We start from the raw sequence: 18,789 nt of genomic DNA on the forward strand, positions 1-18,789 counted from the left end.
GGATGACCTCCCCCACCGACCGCGCGCCGCGCCCCCGGACGCCCAAGAGGCCGGAAACCGCCCTCACGGCGGCCGGGGGCACGGCCCCCCGCCGAGCACCCGGCCGAGGCCCGCGGCGGGCCGGCCAGGGCGGCTGGACCCCGTGGCTCTACCTCGCGCCCGCCCTCGTCGTCCTCGGCGGGCTGCTCGTCTACCCGATCTACCAACTGGGCCTGATCTCCTTCCTGGAGTACACCCAGGCCCAGGTCAGCGGCGGGCAGCCGACCACCTTCCAGGGCTTCGGGAACTACGCCACGCTCTTCCGCGACGGCCAGTTCTGGCAGGTGCTGCTCGCCACCGTCCTGTTCGCCGCCGCGTGTGTCGTCACCACGCTCGGCCTCGGCTGCGCCCTCGCCGTGCTCCTGACGCGCGTACGGGCCCTGCCGCGCCTCGCGCTGATGCTCGCCGCGCTCGGCGCCTGGGCCACCCCCGCGATCACCGGCTCCACCGTCTTCGTCTTCCTCTTCGACCCCGACTACGGGCCCGTCAACCGGGTGTTCGGCCTCGGCGACTTCTCCTGGACGTACGGGCGCTACAGCGCCTTCACGCTCGTCCTGCTCGAAGTCGTCTGGTGTTCCTTCCCGTTCGTCATGGTCACCGTCTACGCGGGCATCAAGGCCATCCCCGGCGAGGTGCTGGAGGCGGCGTCGCTCGACGGCGCCTCGCAGTGGCGGATCTGGCGGTCCGTCACCGCGCCGATGCTCCGCCCGATCCTGGTCGTCGTCACCATCCAGTCGATCATCTGGGACTTCAAGGTCTTCACCCAGATCTATGTGATGACCAACGGCGGCGGAATCGCGGGACAGAATCTCGTCCTCAATGTGTACGCGTATCAAAAGGCCTTCGCGTCCTCCCAGTACAGCCTCGGCTCGGCCATCGGCGTCGTCATGCTGCTGATTCTGCTGGCGGTCACGCTCGTCTATCTGCGGCTGCTGCGCCGCCGGGGGGAAGAACTGTGAACCTGCCGCGCGTCCGCCGCCCCTGGCGCCTCGCCGCCGAGGCATCCGCCCTGGTCATCGCCGTCGTGGTGGCGTTTCCGCTCTACTGGATGGTCCTCTCCGCGTTCAAACCGGCGGGCGAGGTCCAATCCACCCGGCCGCGTCCCTGGACGCTGTCCCCGTCGCTCGACTCGTTCCGCCGCGTCTTCGAACAGCAGGAATTCGGGCGCTACTTCCTCAACAGCCTGTTGGTCGCGGGCACGGTCGTGATCGTCTCCGCGCTGGTCGCCTTTCTCGCGGCCACCGCGGTCACCCGCTTCCGATTCCGTTTCCGTACGACCCTGCTCGTCATGTTCCTCGTCGCGCAGATGGTGCCGATCGAGGCACTCACCATCCCGCTGTTCTTCCAGATGCGCGACCTCGGCCTGCTCAATACGCTCGGCTCGCTGATCCTGCCGCATCTCGCGTTCTCCCTGCCGTTCGCGATCTGGATGCTGCGCGGATTCGTCAAGGCGGTTCCCGACGCGCTGGAGGAGGCCGCGTACATCGACGGCGCGAGCCGTACCCGATTCCTGTGGCAGATCCTCTTCCCGCTGGTGTTTCCCGGGCTGGTCGCGACCAGTGTCTTCTCCTTCATCTCCACCTGGAACGACTTCCTCTTCGCCAAGTCCTTCATCATCAGCGACACGTCCCAGTCGACTCTGCCCATGGCGCTGCTGGTCTTCTTCAAACCCGACGAGAACGACTGGGGCGGGATCATGGCCGGCTCCACCGTCATGACCGTTCCCGTGCTCGTCTTCTTCGTGCTCGTACAACGGCGGCTGGTCTCCGGACTGGGTGGCGCGGTGAAGGACTGACCGCGGTGAAGGACCGGCCGCGGTGAAGGACTGACCGCGGCCGAGGACGGACAGAAAGACCCGGAAAACCCGAGCGACCCCGGGAGAACCCAGTGAGGACCGACCCATGGACCTGATTCCCGACCCCCGGCACACCTGGCCGGCCCCGCAGGGGACCGACCCGTTCCCCCTCGACGACGGGACGACGATCGACGCGGGCCCCGGCACGGAGGGCGTCGCCCGCTGGTTCCGTACGGCCGTCGGCGCCGCGACCGGACTGCCGCTCGCGGACGGCGCCGAGGACGGCAACAGCGTTGCCCTGGGGATCAGCCCCGAACTGGAGCGCCGGCTCGGCCCCGAGGGTTACCGGATCACCTCCGACGCGCGGGCCGTCCGGATCGAGGGCGGCAGCCCCGCCGGGGTGTTCTGGGGGGCCCAGACCGTCCGTCAGCTCCTCGGCCCCGACGCGTACCGCGCCGCCCCGGTGGACCCCGGACGGCTCTGGTCCGTCCCCGCCACGGTCGTCGAGGACGCGCCACGCTTCGGCTGGCGCGGCCTGATGCTCGACGTGTCACGCCACTTCATGTCCAAGGACGGCGTCCTGCGCTATCTGGACCTGCTCGCCGCCCACAAGCTGAATGTCTTCCACTTCCACCTCACCGACGACCAGGGCTGGCGCATCGAGATCAAGCGCTATCCGAAACTGACGGAGACCGGTGCCTGGCGGGGCCGTACCAAATGGGGACACCGCGCCTCGGAACTGTGGGAGGAGAAACCGCACGGCGGTTACTACACCCAGGACGACATCCGCGAGATCGTCGCGTACGCCGGCGAACGGCATATCACCGTCGTCCCGGAAATCGACATCCCCGGGCATTCGCAGGCGGCCATCGCCGCCTATCCCGAACTCGGCAACAGCGATGTCGTCGACACGGCCGCGCTCACCGTCTGGGACACCTGGGGCGTCAACGCGAACGTCCTCGCCCCCACCGACCACACCCTGCGCTTCTACGAGGGCGTCTTCGAGGAAGTGCTCGCCCTCTTCCCCTCCACCTTCATCCACGTCGGCGGCGACGAGTGCCGCAAGGAGCAGTGGAAGGACTCCGCGGCGGCCCAACTCCGCATAGAGGAGAACGGCCTGGCCAACGAGGACGAGCTCCAGGCCTGGTTCATCCACCACTTCGACACCTGGCTCACCGCGCGCGGCCGGCGGCTGATCGGCTGGGACGAGATCCTCGAAGGCGGCCTCGCGCCCGGCGCCGCCGTGTCGTCCTGGCGGGGGTACGGAGGCGGCATCGCGGCCGCCCGGGCCGGCCACGACGTCGTCATGTGCCCGGAGCAGCACGTCTATCTGGACCACCGTCAGGCGGCGGGCGAGGACGAACCGATGCCCATCGGGTACGTCAGGACCCTGGAGGACGTCTACCGCTTTGAACCCGTGCCCGCCGACCTGACCGAGGACGAGGCGAAGCACGTCCTCGGCACGCAGGCCAACGTCTGGACCGAGGTGATGCAGGACCGTTCGCGCGTCGACTACCAGGTCTTCCCCCGCCTCGCGGCGTTCGCGGAGGTCGCGTGGTCCGACCTCCCGGCCCCCGCCGAGCGGGACTTCGAGGACTTCGAACAGCGGATGGCCGAGCACTACCGGCGGCTGGACGTCCTGGGGGTCGAATACCGGCCGCCCGGCGGCCCGTTGCCGTGGCAGCGGCGGCCCGGTGTCCTGGGACGCCCGATCGAGGGACAGCCTCCGGTCGTGTGAGCCGCGCGGAGGGCGGCCGCCCCGCCGCCGCGCGCCCGGTGTGCCGTCCGCCGCCCGTTCCCCGCCGCATCCCCGTCAAGGGCGCGTCGCGCCGTGAATGCCGGGGAGTGGCGGGGCGCGTGAGGCGCGGAAGACGGGGTGAACCGGACCTTTGCCCTGGCCGGGGACGGATCCGCCCTTCGTGGACCCTCGCGCCGGTCGGCTCCGAAGATGTGCCAGAGTTGCCACGTCCGGGCTGTGAGCACGTACGGTACGGCAACACAGGTACCGGTACGGCAACACATGCGGGACACCGGAAAGGGGCAGCTGGGTTGACCACGCACGCACCGCAGACGGCGCAGTCCGTGACGCTGCCGGCCTCGCTCGACGAGGCCGTGGCGGCGCTCACCGCGATGCCCGCCGCCGTACCCGTCGCAGGCGGAACCGACCTGATGGCGGCCGTCAACCGGGGGCTCCTGCGGCCCTCCGGACTCGTCGGCCTCGGCCGGATCAGCGAGCTGCGCGGCTGGCACTACCAGGACGGCCACGCCCTCCTCGGCGCCGGTCTCACCCACGCGCGCATGGGCAGGCCCGACTTCGCGGCCCTCATCCCCGCGCTCGCCGCGTCCGCGCGCGCCGCGGGCCCGCCCCAGATCCGCAACGCCGGGACGCTCGGCGGGAACATCGCCACCGCCGCCCCCACCGGCGACGCCCTGCCCGTGCTCGCCGCCCTGGAAGCCGACCTCGTGGTCGCGGGACCGGGCGGCGCGCGCCGCGAGATCCCCGTCACGCACCTCCTCGCGGGGCGCGAGATGCTGGCGCCCGCCGAGCTGATCGGCTTCGTGCGCGTGCCGTTGCTGCACGCCCCCCAGGTCTTCCTCAAGGCGACCGGGCGGACCGGCCCCGGCCGCGCCACCGCCTCCGTCGCCGTGGTCCTCGACCCGGCGCGGCGCGGCGTGCGCTGCGCGGTCGGGGCGATCGCGCCGATGCCCCTGCGCCCGCTGGAGGCGGAGCGGTGGATCGGCTCGCTGATCGACTGGGACGGCGCGCGCGGGCTCACGCAGGAGGCCCTCGCGGCCTTCGGCGAGTACGTGGCCGCCGCGTGCGTCCCGGACCCGGCGCCACCCGCCGACGGGAGCGAGCCGCCCGCGCTCGCCCCCGCCGTACTGCACCTGCGGCGTACCGTCGCCGCGCTGGCCCGGCGAGCACTGGGGAGGGCCCTGTCGTGAGCACCAACGAGCATTCCGGTACGGGTTCCGGATCCGGCCCCGGCGGTCAGCAGGGGCACGGCGGCTGGCAGCCGGTCGAGCACGGCGGCGAGTACGACGCCGAGTCGACCGCGTTCGTGCAGCTGCCGCCCGAGGACTTCATGGACGCGCCGCTGGCCGCGCCGGGCCACGGGTACGTACCGCCGCAGATCGTCCCGCTGACGCCGGCCGCGGACCCCTCCGTACCGGACCACATGCGCTGGCCCGAGCCGCAGCAGCAGGGCGGGCAGGGGCAGGTGTACGACACGTCGTACGACCCGCGGGCGACGGGGCACTGGAGCTTCGGCGACGGCGGGCAGCAGACGGGCCAGGGGCACGGCGCCGGGCAGCCGGGCCAGGGCGCCGGTCAGGGACACCAGGGCGCCGACCAGGGACACCAGGGCTCGGGCCAGGGACAGGGCGGCGGGGGGACGGACGGCCGGGGGAGCGCCCTCGCGGACGGTCCCGCGCAGGGCGGCAACGCGCCCTCCGAGCTGACCGGCGAGTGGACCATTCCGGTCGCCCAGGGCGACCTTCCCGACGAGTCGGGGGAGTTCAGCGCCTCCGTCCTCGCCTCGCAGTGGGGCGGCGGCACCCCGCCCGCGACCCTGCCGGGCGGCGCGGCCGCACCCTGGGCGCCGCTCCCCGAAACCGACGCCCACGCGGACGGCGCGCCGCCGGGGGACACCCTGGGGGAGCCCGAACCCTCCGGCGCGGACGCGTCCGCCGACGACCCCGCCGCGCCCGACCTCGTACCGGACGCGGCGGCGGAGCCCGTACCGGACACCGAGCCCGCGCCCCTCACCAGCAGCAACAACAGCGCCGAACACCCCGCCGGGTCCTACGTCCTGCGCGTCAACGGCGCCGACCGGCCCGTCACCGACGCCTGGATCGGCGAGTCCCTGCTGTACGTGCTCCGCGAGCGCCTCGGCCTCGCCGGCGCCAAGGACGGTTGCGCCCAGGGCGAGTGCGGCGCCTGCAACGTGCAGGTCGACGGCCGGCTCGTCGCCTCGTGCCTGGTGCCCGCCGCCACGGCGGCCGGCTCCGAGGTCCGTACGGTCGAAGGCCTCGCCGTCGACGGCGAACCGTCCGACGTCCAGCGGGCGCTGGCCAAGTGCGGCGCGGTGCAGTGCGGTTTCTGCATCCCCGGCATGGCCATGACGGTGCACGACCTCCTGGAGGGCAACCACGCCCCCACCGAACTGGAGACCCGGCAGGCGCTGTGCGGCAACCTCTGCCGCTGCTCCGGCTACCGCGGTGTCCTCGACGCCGTGAACGAGGTCGCCGCGGAGCGCGCCGCGAGCGCGGAGGCGGCCGCCGCCGCCTCCGAGGAGGCCCGCGTCCCGCACCAGGCGTCCCCGGGAGCCGGCGGCGCGCAGCACCCGCGCCCCCACTCCCCGGCGCACCCCAACCCGCCCGCGAACTCGCAGTCGCACTCGCACGACGGAGGCATGGCGTGAGCAACGACGCGGCCACCGGGACACCGACGCTCGACGGCCCCCGCCAGGAGCCTCCCGCGCACGGTCTCGGCGCCTCCCTCCCCCCGGCCGACGCCCGCGCGAAGACCGAGGGCACGTTCCCGTACGCGGCCGACCTGTGGGCCGAGGGCCTGCTGTGGGCCGCGATCCTGCGCTCCCCGCACCCGAGCGCCAGGATCGTCTCCATCGACACCACCGCCGCCGCCGAGATGCCGGGCGTACGGGCCGTCGTGACCCACGAGGACGTCCCCGGGGACTCGGCGTACGGCCGCAGGGTCGCCGACCGCCCCGTCTTCGCCTCGGAGGTCGTACGGCACCACGGCGAGGCGATCGCCGCCGTCGCCGCCGACCACCCCGACACCGCGCGGATGGCCGCCGCCGCGATCGCCGTCGAGTACGAGGTCCTCGACCCGGTCACGGACCCCGAGAAGGCGTTCGCCGCCGAGCCGCTGCACCCCGACGGCAACCTGATCCGGCACATCCCGCTGCGGTACGGCGACCCCGGCGTGCAGGGCGAGATCGTCGTCGAGGGCCTGTACCGCATCGGCCGCCAGGACCCCGCCCCGATCGGCGCCGAGGCCGGCCTCGCGGTGCCCAGACCCGACGGTGGGGTCGAGATCTACACCGCCTCCACCGACCCGCACACCGACCGCGACCTGGCCGCCGCCTGCTTCGGCCTGGACCCCGAGCGGGTCAAGGTCGTCGTCACGGGCGTCCCCGGCGCGACCGGCGACCGCGAGGACCCCGGCTTCCAGATCCCGCTCGGCCTGCTCGCGCTGCGCACCGGCTGCCCGGTCAAGCTCGCGGCGACCCGCGAGGAGTCCTTCCTCGGCCACGCCCACCGTCACCCCACCCTGCTGCGCTACCGCCACCACGCGGACAGCGAGGGCCGCCTGATCAAGGTCGAGGCCCAGATCCTGCTCGACGCGGGCGCGTACGCCGACGACTCGTCGGAGTCCCTCGCCGCCGCCGTCGCGTTCGCCTGCGGCCCGTACGTCGTCCCGCACGCCTTCATCGAGGGCTGGGCCGTCCGTACCAACAACCCGCCGTCCGGGCACGTCAGGGGCGAGGGCGCCATGCAGGTCTGCGCGGCCTACGAGGGCCAGATGGACAAGCTGGCCAACACCCTCGGGCTCGACCCGGCGGAGCTGCGGCTGCGCAACGTGCTGGCGACCGGCGACATCCTGCCGACCGGCCAGACGGTCACCTGCCCGGCGCCGGTGGCCGAACTGCTGCGTTCGGTACGGGACTTCCCGCTGCCCGCCCTGCCCAAGGACACCCCGGAGGCGGCCTGGCTGCTGCCCGGCGGCCCGGAGGGCGCGGGGGAGCCCGGGGCGGTACGGCGCGGCGTCGGCTACGCGCTCGGCATGGTCCACATGCTCGGCGCCGAGGGCGCGGACGAGGTCTCCACGGCCACGGTGAAGGTCCACGACGGCGTGGCGACGGTCATCTGCGCCGCCGTCGAGACCGGCCAGGGCTTCTCGACGCTCGCCCGGCAGATCGTCCAGGAGACGCTGGGCATCGAGGAGGTCCACGTCGCCTCGGTCGACACGGACCAGCCCCCGGCGGGCCCGGCCGCGCACGGCCGGCACACGTGGGTCTCGGGCGGGGCGGTGGAGCGGGCGGCCAAGATGGTCCGTACGCAGCTGCTCCAGCCGCTGGCCCACAAGTTCGGGATGTCCACCGAGCTGCTCCAGATCACGGACGGCAAGATCACGTCGTACGACGGGGTGCTGTCCACCACGGTCACGGAGGCGATGGACGGCAAGGAGCTGTGGGCGACGGCGCAGTGCCGCCCCCACCCCACCGAGCCCCTGGACGAGGCGGGCCAGGGCGACGCGTTCGTCGGCCTCGCGTTCTGCGCGATCCGCGCGGTGGTGGACGTCGACATCGAACTCGGCTCGATCCGCGTGGTCGAGATGGCCGTCGCGCAGGACGTCGGCCGTGTCCTGAACCCGGCGCAGCTGGCGACCCGTATCGAGGCGGGCGTCACGCAGGGCATCGGTACGGCCCTGACGGAGAACCTCCGCACGACCCGCGGCCTGGTCCGCCGCCCCGACCTCACCGGCTACGCGCTCCCGACGTCCCTGGACGCCCCGGACATCCGGATCGTGAACCTGGTCGAGGAGCGCGACGTGGTGGCCCCCTTCGGCGCCAAACCGGCCAGCGCGGCCCCGGTGGTCACGTCCCCGGCGGCAGTGGCCTCAGCGGTCCGCGCGGCCACGGGCCGCCCGATCAGCCGCCTCCCGATCCGCCCCCAGGCGGCGGTGGCGGTACCGGGGGCGTAGGGGCGCGAGGGAAGCCGCCGCCCCCGCGTGGCGTGGGACACGGCTCCAACTCTCCCTGGGAAGAATCCCGTTGAGCGTGGGAGAGTGATCCCCTGACCACATCTCATCCACGGGGAAACCATTGTCTTTCGGGGAGGGCCTGGTGGCGGCCCACGCGGCTGATCAGCCAGGCGTACACACGCGGTTGAACCACGTTCCGGCCGAACCGGGCGGAACGGGTGGTGCCGCGGATCTCAGCGTCGACCAGGACAAGCTCGGTGCGATCGGCGGCGCCGCCAACGATCTCTACGCGCGGCTCAGGACCGACGGGGACACCGCGCGGGCCAGCACCGCCGAGGCCGCGTCGGGGCTCACGGTCAGCGGGTTCCGTACCGGCTCCGCCGTGGGAACGGTGCACGACACCTGGAACGCGCAGGTCAAGACCTTGCTCGACGCCTGTGCGCACATCTCCAACCACCTGGACTACAGCGTCGCCCAGCACGCGAAGGACGACGCCGAGATCGGCACCAGCCTGGCGGTCTCCGTCATCAGCGACTATTTCGAGTAAGCGCGCGGAGCGATCATGCTGACCTTCAACGACGTGTACCTGGCCCCGCTCGGCAAGCTGAAGACGGCGGCCGACGACTGGTCGGCGATGACCGGCAAGCTGGAGAAGCTGGCCGAGGACGCCCGGACGACGATGGCGGCCAAGGCCAGGGACGACCTCTGGCGGGGTGCCAACGCCACGGTGACCAAACCGTTCATCGACAAGACCGCCAAGGAGTTCGACGACGCGGCCAAGGCCGCCAAGGGCATCCAGCTGATCCTGGAGGACGGCCACCGGGCCTTCAAGAAGGCCAAGGACGACCTCACGGCGATCGTGGAGACGGACGCCCCGGCGCAGTCCCTGATCGTGGACGCGGCCGGGAAGGTGACGGCGGCCAACCCGGTGCAGGACAGCGTGGGCGCCCGGCACGATCCGGACTACGCCGACATCCTGCGGAGCCAGAACGCCAGGATCGACGCCCTGCAACGCCGTATCGACGCGATCGTGGAGACGTGCGACGACGCCGACGTCGCGACGGCCAACGCGCTCCGGGCCAACATCACCGGCGACCGGCACAACTTCAGCGCCCCCCGCTACACGAGCCTCGACGCCGAGGAGGCGAGCCGCGCCGCCGACCTGGCGAAGAAGGGCGGCGACCTCACCCACACGGAACTCCTGGCGCTCAACGAACTCCTCGCCGACAACCACGGTTCGAAGGAGTTCTCCCGGGGGTTCTACGACGGCGTCGGAGGGCCGGAGAAGGCGCTGGCGTTCTTCGGGCGCCTCTCCACCGACACGTACGACTACACGAAGCAGGACAAGGAGCGCCTGGCGGACGTCCAGGCCCTCCAGCGGAACCTGGGTCTGAACCTGGCCACGGCGACCGCCTCGGACGACACCTGGTCCCGGCAGTGGGGCGACGAGATGCGGAGGCTCGGGACCGAGCGCATCCCGCTGTCGAAGCACGACTACGGCGGTCCTTACGGGTACCAGCTGCTCGGCGGCATCATGCGGTTCGGGAACTACGACGCGAAGTTCCTGAATCCGATCGCGGAGCACGTGACCCAGCTGCACGCGAAGGACCCTTATCTGTTCGCCGCCAACAAGAGCGATCTGAGCAGCGACAAGTACCCGTTCAACCCGTCGGGCAAGAACGGCGCGGGATACGACCCGGTGCTCAGCATGCTGGAGGCGCTCGGGCACAGCCCCGACGCGTCGAAGGAGTTCTTCTCCGCCACCCCGCGGGCGTACGACGAGCACGGCGTGCTGGTGGGGGGCCTTCCCAAGGACGGGGACGGCAAGGAGCTGACGAGCTACCTCGACCTCTTCGCGAACAAGGACTACGAGTCCTTCCCCGACATCACGGGACACAGTCCGGACGACGCCGAGAAGTCTCTCGCCGACCTGCCGGACGCCTTCGGGCACGCCCTGGAGTCCGCGACCCTCGGCCACGCCTGGGACGACCCGCATCCCCGGCTGGTCAGGGACGAGACCTCGGCCGGGATCATGGAGCAGGTCGTCGAGAAGTACGGCGGCGATCCCGCGCTGCTCAAGCAGCAGGCGGCGATGGCCGACAGCCTGGGGAACATGGGCGCGGGATATGTCGACGACCTCAACTGGGCGCTCAACGACAACGAGCCGTCGAGCTTGTTCTCACCGTCCAAGGACGCGTCGTCGCACGCGGTGTTCGGCCGGGACGGTGCCCGGGACTTCCTGAGCACCCTGGGCCAGCACCCCGACGCGTACGCGTCGGTGACCAACGCGGAGCGGATCTACACGGGGTCGGTGCTGGACGCGCAGGTGCACGGGGGCGAGGTCGACTCGGGACGTGCGCGGGAGGCGGTACGTACCGGCGCTGAGGTGCAGGGCATGCTCGACCAGTCCAGGGCGGACCAGATCGGCGCCGAGGGCGCGAAGCGGAACGAGGACTACGCGAAGGCCATGGAGCGGAGGTCCGGCTGGATCGAGCTCGGCACGGGAGCGGTCGTCGGGGCGGGCATCGCCTTTCTTCCCATCTCGGCGCCCGTGGCCGGCCTCGGAGCCGTCCTGGTCCCCTTGGCGATGGACACCGCCACCGGTGGCGTCGAGCAGTACGCCAACCAGATCCTCGGCGATTGGGCGGAGCCGTCGCAGGAACAGCACACGGACGACATCGACGAGCAGACCCGGAAGGACCGCGAGGCGGTGTTCAACGCCGGTGAACGGAATGTCGAAGCTCCGATGAAGGCGTTCCTCGCACACAACGGGATCGATCCGAACAGCGTGCTCGGTCAGGATCTGGAAGAGGCCGTGGACGGTGGTTATCTCAAGGGAAAGGACCGGGAGAATGCGTCAGGGAACAGTCCCGAGACTGGCTGACAGGATGTGGGGGGCGATGCGCCCGGTCGCTCTCGGAGCCGTCCTCGGGGTCTCTCTCCTCGGATGCGGCGGCGACGGGAGCGGTGACGACAGCCCTCCCGAACCGTCCTCGGCGGCCGATGCGTGTGACGGCGTACTCTCCGGCGAAGCGGCGAAGGCACTTGACTTCCTGGCCGGGACCACGTCCTTTTCGGCGGACGACACCGGAAATACGCCGGGGCTTCCGAAGGTGGCCGCCGCGTTGTCGGACGATTACGAGCGTCTGGGCGGCAGCGCGAATCCAGATCTTGTTCCGGCCTGCTGGATCAGGAAGTCCGGGGGTACGGTCGCCGCCGAGATCGAGTTCGGAATGGCCACGGAACAGGCGGTGGTCAGCACATCGAAGGTGCCGAACCTCGCGCATTACGACGCGGGGCGAGGAGCCTTCGCCAACGGCAAATTCACCTACCTCTACTTCGACTGCGTCGGTCCGAAGCTGGCGGGGAGCTCCGACAGCGACCCGGCCGTGGTCTTCGGCAAGCTGCGCAACGCGGTCCAGTCGGGCGAGGAGGACGAGCCGGCGGACGGCCCCGGGCCGATCAGGGAGGCCAACCTCACCGTGCTGCACTCCGTGGCGTACAAGCTCGCGCAAGAGCTCGGCTGCCGGGGCGACGGCGGTCTCACGGAGAAGGTGACGCTGACCACTGGCTCCTGAGATTCCGCGGGGACGGTCGTAGGGTGCGGGGAGAGAGGACTTATCCCATGGACGCATCAGACTCGCCGCACATAGGGCGCAGGACCGTACTGGCCGGGGCGGGGGCGGCGGTCGCCGCGCTGGTGGTAGGGGGCAGGGCGCTGGCATCGTCCTCCCCCACCGGTACCACCACCTCCTCCACCTCGGCCTATCCCCAGGCGGGGGCCTTGCCGGCCGGCCTGACCGAACGGCAGCTGGCGGGCCAGCGGGTGATCTACTCCTACCCGGGCCACACCCCGCCGGCGTCCCTGCTCAAGAAGATCGGCGCGGGGGAGGTGGCGGGGGTCATCTTCTTCGCCGAGAACATCACGAGCGCGAAGCAGCTGGCGACCGTCGTCAAACAACTGGAGAAGGCCAACCGGTCGAGCCCCGTCCGCCTCCCCCTCCTGCTCATGACCGACCAGGAGGGCGGCCGGGTACGGCGCCTGCCGGGCGCTCCCGCGCTGTCGGAGAAGCAGATAGGGCTGGCGTCCGACCCGGTGGCGGCGGCGAAGGAGGCGGGCACGGGCGCGGGGAAGAACCTCGCCGGGGCCGGCCTGAACCTCAACCTGGCGCCGGTGCTGGACGTCTACCGCAAGACCGGCGACTTCACGGACCAGGCCGAGCGTTCGTACGGCACGAACGCGGCGCAGGTCGGCAAGCTCGGCGCGGCGTTCATCACGGCCCAGCAGCACACGCTGGTGGCCGCGACCGCGAAGCACTTCCCCGGCCTGGGCGCGGCGTCGGCCCACCAGAACACGGACCTGGGCCCGGTGACGCTCACCCAGTCCCTCACGACCCTGCGAAGCGTCGACGAGGCCCCGTACAAACAGGCGGTCGCGGCGGGCACGCAGCTCGTGATGCTGTCCTGGGCGGTCTACCCGGCCCTGGACGCCCACCGCCCGGCGGGCCTGTCGGCCGCCGTGGTCAAGGAACTCCGCACCCACGTCGGCTTCGAGGGAGTGACGATCACGGACGCCCTGGAGGCCAAGGCCATCAGCCACACGCTCACCACAGGCGACCGCGCGCTCCTGGCGGCCGAGGCGGGCATGGACCTCCTGCTCTGCTCATCGCGAGAGGTGTCCCAAGGAGAGTCGGCGGTGACGTCCCTGAGCACAGCCCTCCACAACAAGACCCTCCCTCCCACCCCCTTCCACGACGCGGCAACACGCGTGACGGCCCTCCGCGCCGCCCTCCGCTGACCACTCACGCCACGCACCAGGCCACAGATCCGCGAGAATGGCGCCTGTGACGGTCAACAGGGCGCGTGGTGCGCTCACTTCGGTCGTGGCGGTGCTCACGCTGGTCTGTCTGGCGGGGTGCTCGGACAAGGGTGGGCAAGAGCAGGAGGATCCGGCACCGGAGCGGATCACGGCGGGGGAGCTGTGCCGGGGGAACGTATCCGATGACGCTGCGAGTGCCGTGCGACTCATCACCGGCGCCGAGGAGTTCTCCTCGCTCGACGGCAGCGACAGGCTGGAGTCCCTTGCCCGGGCCGTCGTTGACGATTACCTGGCGGACGGGTCGGGCGGGGAGACCCACCGGGTCTGCGGAATCCACCTGCCGGGGTCCACGCTCGCCGACGTCGGTATCGACGTGTCGCTGGAGGACGGCGACGGTGTGGGCGACTCGAAGTTCGCCGGCAGCTTCAAGCAGTACGACCTCGGGCGGGAAGGGCTGGCCTCGCCGCGGAAGGCGGTTCTCTACGCGGAATGTGCCGGCGCGGAGTTCGAGGGCGGTCCCGTCATGCTCCGCGCGGCGCTGAGCAACCGTAACGAACCCGAAGGCGACCCCGAGCGACTGCGCGAGGCCAACCTGACCCTCCTCCACTCGGTCACGCTCGCACTCGTGGAGCAACTCGGCTGCGAGGACCGGGCCCGGCTGCCGGAGGCGGCGGGGTTGATGTAGGCCGTGAACGCCGGGAGGCCGCCCCCGCGCAGGGGGGCGGCCGATCGTGTCGTGGAGGCCGTGGCGGGAATCGAACCCACGTAACTCGCTTTGCAGGCGAGCCCCTGAACCACTCGGGCACACGGCCGGGGTGTTGCTCTGGTCATGACCGTAGGCGTGCGGGTCGTCACGCTCAAGGGGCGTGGGGGGTGCGCAACGGGACTGCCACACTCCGTTCATGCGGGGAGCAGGTGCGCGGGCGTACGACCAAGGGACCAGGGGGATCCGTCCTCCGACAGGGATCAATGACGCTCATGCCCCTTACCCTGGGCTTATGACCGTCCTGGAACCCGGCGACGCCGCCGTCGCCCCCGCCGACCTGCCCGCACGAGAGCTTCCCGGGCAGGACGGGGTGCTGGGGCCGGTGCACCGGGCGCTCAGCATCGGGATCGTGTCCGTCGTGCTGCTCATCGCCTTCGAGGCGACCGCCGTCGGGACCGCCATGCCGGTGGCCGCGCGGGAGCTGCACGGGATCCCGCTGTACGCCTTCGCCTTCTCCTCGTACTTCACCACCAGCCTCTTCGCGATGGTCCTGTCCGGTCAGTGGGCCGACCGGAAGGGGCCCCTCGCCCCCCTCACCGCCGGCATCTCCGCCTTCGCCGCCGGGCTGCTGCTCTCCGGCACGGCCGGCACGATGGCGCTGTTCATCCTCGGCCGGGCCGTCCAGGGGCTCGGCGGGGGACTGGTCATCGTCGCGCTGTACGTCACCGTCAGCCGCGCCTATCCCGAACGGCTGCGGCCCGCGATCATGGCCGCCTTCGCCGCGAGCTGGGTGATCCCCTCCGTCGTCGGGCCGCTTGCCTCCGGCACCGTGACCGAGCACCTCGGCTGGCGCTGGGTCTTCCTCGGCATCCCCGTCCTCATCGTGCTGCCGCTGGTCCTCGCCCTGCCCGCGATACGGCGCATGGCCTCCGGGCCCGCCGACGCCACCGGGCCCGCGCCCGCGTTCGACCGCCGCCGGATCCGCCTCGCGCTCGGGATCTCGCTCGGCGCGGCGCTCCTCCAGTACGCCGCCCAGGATCTGCGCCCCCTCTCGCTCCTCCCCGCCGCGGCCGGGACGGCCTTTCTGGTCCCCGCCGTCCTCGGGCTCCTGCCCGCCGGGACCTGGCGCGCCACCCGCGGTCTGCCCGCCGTGATCCTGCTGCGCGGGGTGTCCGCCGGGTCGTTCATCGCCGCCGAGAGCTTCGTACCGCTGATGCTGGTCACCGAGCGCGGACTGTCGCCGACGATGGCCGGGCTGTCGCTCGCGGTGGGCGGCCTGACCTGGGCGCTCGGTTCGTACATCCAGTCCAGGCCGCGCATGGAGCCGTACCGGGTGCGCCTGATGACGGGCGGCATGGTGCTGGTCGCCGCCGCGATCGCGACCGCCCCGACCGTACTGATCCACTCCGTCCCCGTCTGGATCGTCGGGGTGGCGTGGGGCGTGGGGTGCCTCGGCATGGGCCTCGTCCTCGCCTCGACGAGCGTGCTGCTCCTCAAGCTCTCCGCGCCGGAGGAGGCGGGCCTCAACTCGGCCGCCCTCCAGATCTCCGACGGCCTGTCGAACGTCCTGCTGCTGGCGGTGGGCGGCGCGGCGTTCGCCGCCCTGGGCGGCGGTTCGGTGGGCGGCCACGCGGTCTCCACCGCGACGGGCTCCCACCCGACGGCGTTCGCCGCGGTCTTCCTGCCGATGGCCGCGGTGGCGCTGGCGGGGGTGTGGGTGGCGACCCGCGTGCGGCCCGTACGGACCTGAGGGGCCCGCGGGTGTGACCCTCGCCGCACCCGTGCGACCCGGCCCTCGTTCGTACGAGGATCTCCCCGGGCCCCCGATAAGGTGGCCCGGTTGTCGTACGTAAGCCCGCGCGGCGCGATCGCCCCTACACCCACGTCCGAACCGGAGACCGTGACTACTACCGCCTCCTCACACCACCTCTCACCCGCCTTCCCCGGCCGGGCCCCCTGGGGTACCGCCAACAAGCTGCGCGCCTGGCAGGAGCGGGCGCTGGAGCGGTATCTCCAGGAGCAGCCCAGGGACTTCCTCGCCGTCGCGACGCCCGGCGCCGGGAAGACGACGTTCGCGCTGACCCTCGCCAGCTGGCTGCTGCACCACCACGTGGTCCAGCAGATCACCGTCGTCGCGCCCACCGAGCACCTCAAGAAGCAGTGGTCGGAGGCGGCCGCGCGGATAGGGATCAAGCTCGATCCCGACTACAGCGCGGGCCCGTTGAGCAAGGAGTACGACGGCGTCGCCATCACGTACGCGGGGGTCGGCGTCCGGCCCATGCTCCACCGCAACAAGTGCGAGCAGCGCAAGACGCTCGTCATCCTCGACGAGATCCACCACGCCGGCGACTCCAAGTCCTGGGGCGAGGCGTGCCTGGAGGCGTTCGAGCCCGCGACCCGGCGCCTCGCGCTCACCGGTACGCCGTTCCGGTCCGACACGAACCCCATCCCCTTCGTCGCGTACGAGGAGGGCAACGACGGCATCCGCCGCTCGTCCGCCGACTACACGTACGGGTACGGGAACGCCCTCGGCGACGGCGTCGTCCGCCCCGTCATCTTCCTGAGCTACAGCGGCAACATGCGCTGGCGCACCAAGGCCGGCGACGAGATCGCCGCCAAGCTCGGCGAACCGATGACCAAGGACGCGATCTCCCAGGCCTGGCGCACCGCGCTCGACCCGCGCGGCGACTGGATGCCGAACGTCCTGCGCGCCGCCGACCAGCGGCTCACCGAAGTGCGCAAGAGCATCCCGGACGCGGGCGGCCTCGTCATCGCGAGCGACCAGGACTCGGCGCGCGCGTACGCCAAGCTCATCCGGGAGATCACCGGGGACAGGGCGACCGTCGTGCTCTCCGACGACACCGGCGCCTCCAAGCGCATCGACGACTTCACCCACAGCGGCGACCGCTGGATGGTCGCCGTCCGCATGGTGTCCGAGGGCGTCGACGTGCCGCGCCTGGCCGTCGGCGTGTACGCCACCACGATCTCCACGCCCCTCTTCTTCGCCCAGGCCGTCGGCCGCTTCGTGCGCTCCAGGCGCCGGGGCGAGACCGCGTCCGTCTTCCTCCCCACCATCCCGAACCTCCTCGGTTTCGCCGGTGAGATGGAGGTCGAGCGCGACCACGTCCTCGACAAGCCGAAGAAGGCCGGCGAGGACGACCCGTACGCCGAGTCCGAGAAGGAGATGGCGGAGGCCGAGAGGGAACTGGACGAGGACACCGGCGAGCAGGAGTCCCTGCCCTTCGAGGCCCTGGAGTCCGACGCCGTCTTCGACCGGGTCCTCTACGACGGCGCCGAGTTCGGCATGCAGGCGCACCCGGGCAGCGAGGAGGAGCAGGACTACCTCGGCATCCCCGGACTGCTGGAACCGGACCAGGTGCAGATGCTGCTCCAGAAGCGCCAGGCCCGGCAGATCGCGCACAGCCGCAAGAAGCCCGACACCGAGGCCGACCTGCTGGAACTGCCCGCCGAGCGGCGGCCCGTGGTCTCCCACAAGGAGCTGCTGGAGCTGCGCAAGCAGCTGAACACCATGGTCGGCGCGTACGTCCACCAGAGCGGCAAGCCGCACGGCGTCATCCACACCGAACTGCGCCGCGTGTGCGGGGGACCGCCCAGCGCCGAGGCGACCGCCGGCCAGCTGCGCGAGCGGGTCAAGAAGGTCCAGGAGTGGGCCACCCGGATGCGGTGACCCCCCGCCGCCAAGTTCCCCTTCCCTTCCCCTCCCCTCCCCGGTACGGGAACCGTGCCGGGGAGGGGAGGGGCACGCGCGCCCGATATAAGGCGACTGTTCCTCGGAAGTGCTCGTTCATTCCGTTTTGGGTGTCGAACTCGGCGTAACTCACCTCCCGTGACCGGATTCTGGACGAGGTCTTCCGCTCAGCGGTGCCGATCGCTACTGTCCCCGCAATGCATACGCCCCGTGGCACCACCGCCTCGGAGCGCAGCCGGTGCGCCAAGGCTCGCCGCCGGCCTCTCCGTGCGTCGCCGATGGGACCGGTGCCGTCACACCGTGAGAGAGCCGTCGCCACTCACTCCGAAGGAGAGGGCGTCGTGACCGCGGAGACATCCCAGACGCTCGACCGGGGACTGCGTGTCCTCAAACTGCTCGCCGACACCGACCACGGCCTGACCGTCACCGAGCTGTCCAACAAGCTCGGCGTCAACAGGACGGTCGTCTACCGCCTGCTCGCCACTCTGGAGCAGCACGCCCTGGTCCGCCGCGACCTGGGCGGCCGGGCCAGGGTGGGCCTCGGGGTGCTGCGCCTGGGCCGCCAGGTCCATCCGCTGGTACGGGAAGCCGCCCTGCCCGCCCTGCGCTCGCTCGCCGAGGACATCGGCGCCACCGCGCACCTGACCCTCGTCGACGGCGCCGAGGCCCTGGCCGTCGCCGTCGTCGAACCCACCTGGACCGACTACCACGTCGCCTACCGGGCCGGCTTCCGGCACGCCCTGGACCGGGGCGCCGCGGGCAAGGCCATCCTCGCCGCCCGGCAGAACGCGCTGACCGAGCCCCTCTGCACCCTCACCCAGGGCGAGCTGGAGGCGGGCGCCAGCGGCGCCGCCGCCGCGCTGATCGGGGTGACCGGCATAGAGGGGAGCGTGGGAGTGGTGATGCTCGCCGACTCCGTGCCGGAACGGGTCGGCCCGCGTGTCGTGGACGCGGCCCGTGAGGTGGCCGACGCCCTGCGCTGAACGGCGGA

Annotated in this window: 14 protein-coding genes and 1 tRNA gene; 14 read left to right on the forward strand and 1 reads right to left on the reverse strand. The window is 71.8% G+C overall.

What is annotated here, in order from left to right; genetic code table 11:
* Positions 1 to 2: 2 nt before the first annotated feature.
* From ACIODU_RS11980 to ACIODU_RS12030, 11 genes are all read left to right on the forward strand, one after another.
* The gene (locus ACIODU_RS11980) at positions 3 to 998 is read left to right on the forward strand and encodes a carbohydrate ABC transporter permease (RefSeq protein ID WP_401766827.1); all 996 of its coding nucleotides are present in this window, start codon (positions 3 to 5) and stop codon (positions 996 to 998) included.
* A complete protein-coding gene (locus ACIODU_RS11985) occupies positions 995 to 1,834 on the forward strand; it encodes a carbohydrate ABC transporter permease (protein WP_356428770.1) in 840 nt (279 codons plus the stop codon). Before ACIODU_RS11980 ends, ACIODU_RS11985 begins: the two co-directional genes overlap by 4 nt.
* A gap of 106 nt (positions 1,835 to 1,940) precedes the next feature.
* The gene (locus tag ACIODU_RS11990) at positions 1,941 to 3,572 is read left to right on the forward strand and encodes a beta-N-acetylhexosaminidase (RefSeq protein WP_401766830.1); all 1,632 of its coding nucleotides are present in this window, start codon (positions 1,941 to 1,943) and stop codon (positions 3,570 to 3,572) included.
* 311 nt (positions 3,573 to 3,883) lie between these two features.
* Positions 3,884 to 4,780: an FAD binding domain-containing protein gene (locus ACIODU_RS11995; RefSeq protein ID WP_356428764.1), complete on the forward strand. Its 897-nt coding sequence runs from the start codon at positions 3,884 to 3,886 to the stop codon at positions 4,778 to 4,780.
* 140 nt (positions 4,781 to 4,920) lie between these two features.
* Positions 4,921 to 6,258, forward strand: coding sequence for a (2Fe-2S)-binding protein (locus tag ACIODU_RS12000; protein ID WP_401767337.1), 1,338 nt, complete (start codon positions 4,921 to 4,923; stop codon positions 6,256 to 6,258).
* A complete protein-coding gene (locus ACIODU_RS12005) occupies positions 6,255 to 8,564 on the forward strand; it encodes a xanthine dehydrogenase family protein molybdopterin-binding subunit (protein ID WP_356428758.1) in 2,310 nt (769 codons plus the stop codon). The genes ACIODU_RS12000 and ACIODU_RS12005 overlap by 4 nt, the downstream gene beginning before the upstream one ends.
* 184 nt (positions 8,565 to 8,748) lie before the next feature.
* Positions 8,749 to 9,111, forward strand: a complete 363-nt coding sequence (locus ACIODU_RS12010) for a hypothetical protein (RefSeq protein ID WP_401766834.1) — start codon at positions 8,749 to 8,751, stop codon at positions 9,109 to 9,111.
* A gap of 15 nt (positions 9,112 to 9,126) precedes the next feature.
* Positions 9,127 to 11,448 (forward strand): hypothetical protein, encoded by a 2,322-nt coding sequence (locus ACIODU_RS12015; RefSeq protein WP_401766836.1) that lies wholly within the window; start codon positions 9,127 to 9,129, stop codon positions 11,446 to 11,448.
* 241 nt (positions 11,449 to 11,689) lie between these two features.
* The gene (locus ACIODU_RS12020; RefSeq protein ID WP_401766838.1) at positions 11,690 to 12,142 is read left to right on the forward strand and encodes a hypothetical protein; all 453 of its coding nucleotides are present in this window, start codon (positions 11,690 to 11,692) and stop codon (positions 12,140 to 12,142) included.
* 47 nt (positions 12,143 to 12,189) lie between these two features.
* Positions 12,190 to 13,362, forward strand: a complete 1,173-nt coding sequence (locus ACIODU_RS12025; RefSeq protein WP_401766841.1) for a glycoside hydrolase family 3 N-terminal domain-containing protein — start codon at positions 12,190 to 12,192, stop codon at positions 13,360 to 13,362.
* 220 nt (positions 13,363 to 13,582) lie between these two features.
* A complete protein-coding gene (locus tag ACIODU_RS12030; protein ID WP_401766843.1) occupies positions 13,583 to 14,068 on the forward strand; it encodes a hypothetical protein in 486 nt (161 codons plus the stop codon).
* 52 nt (positions 14,069 to 14,120) lie between these two features.
* Here the strand turns inward: ACIODU_RS12030 and ACIODU_RS12035 are convergent.
* A tRNA-Cys gene (locus tag ACIODU_RS12035) sits at positions 14,121 to 14,195 on the reverse strand.
* A 186-nt stretch (positions 14,196 to 14,381) separates the two neighbouring features.
* On the opposite strand from ACIODU_RS12035, the gene ACIODU_RS12040 reads away from it, so the two are divergent.
* From ACIODU_RS12040 to ACIODU_RS12050, 3 genes are all read left to right on the forward strand, one after another.
* Positions 14,382 to 15,839, forward strand: coding sequence for an MFS transporter (locus ACIODU_RS12040; protein ID WP_401766846.1), 1,458 nt, complete (start codon positions 14,382 to 14,384; stop codon positions 15,837 to 15,839).
* Between the two features lie 150 nt (positions 15,840 to 15,989).
* On the forward strand, positions 15,990 to 17,777 hold the full coding sequence (locus tag ACIODU_RS12045) for a DEAD/DEAH box helicase (protein WP_356428739.1): 1,788 nt from the start codon (positions 15,990 to 15,992) through the stop codon (positions 17,775 to 17,777).
* A gap of 362 nt (positions 17,778 to 18,139) precedes the next feature.
* Positions 18,140 to 18,781, forward strand: coding sequence for a helix-turn-helix domain-containing protein (locus ACIODU_RS12050; protein WP_161307415.1), 642 nt, complete (start codon positions 18,140 to 18,142; stop codon positions 18,779 to 18,781).
* Positions 18,782 to 18,789 lie beyond the last annotated feature (8 nt).

The sequence above is a fragment of the Streptomyces sp. NPDC088261 genome (assembly GCF_044740805.1).
In the GTDB taxonomy this organism is placed as follows: Bacteria; Actinomycetota; Actinomycetes; order Streptomycetales; family Streptomycetaceae; genus Streptomyces.

Bases quoted from the DNA above. Each gene is read 5' to 3' on its own strand.
- ACIODU_RS11980 (WP_401766827.1), top strand. From the start codon at position 3: ATGACCTCCCCCACCGACCGCGCGCCGCGCCCCCGGACGCCCAAGAGG.
- ACIODU_RS11990 (WP_401766830.1), top strand. From the start codon at position 1,941: ATGGACCTGATTCCCGACCCCCGGCACACCTGGCCGGCCCCGCAGGGG.
- ACIODU_RS12000 (WP_401767337.1), top strand. From the start codon at position 4,921: ATGGACGCGCCGCTGGCCGCGCCGGGCCACGGGTACGTACCGCCGCAG.
- ACIODU_RS12015 (WP_401766836.1), top strand. From the start codon at position 9,127: ATGCTGACCTTCAACGACGTGTACCTGGCCCCGCTCGGCAAGCTGAAG.
- ACIODU_RS12025 (WP_401766841.1), top strand. From the start codon at position 12,190: ATGGACGCATCAGACTCGCCGCACATAGGGCGCAGGACCGTACTGGCC.
- ACIODU_RS12040 (WP_401766846.1), top strand. From the start codon at position 14,382: ATGACCGTCCTGGAACCCGGCGACGCCGCCGTCGCCCCCGCCGACCTG.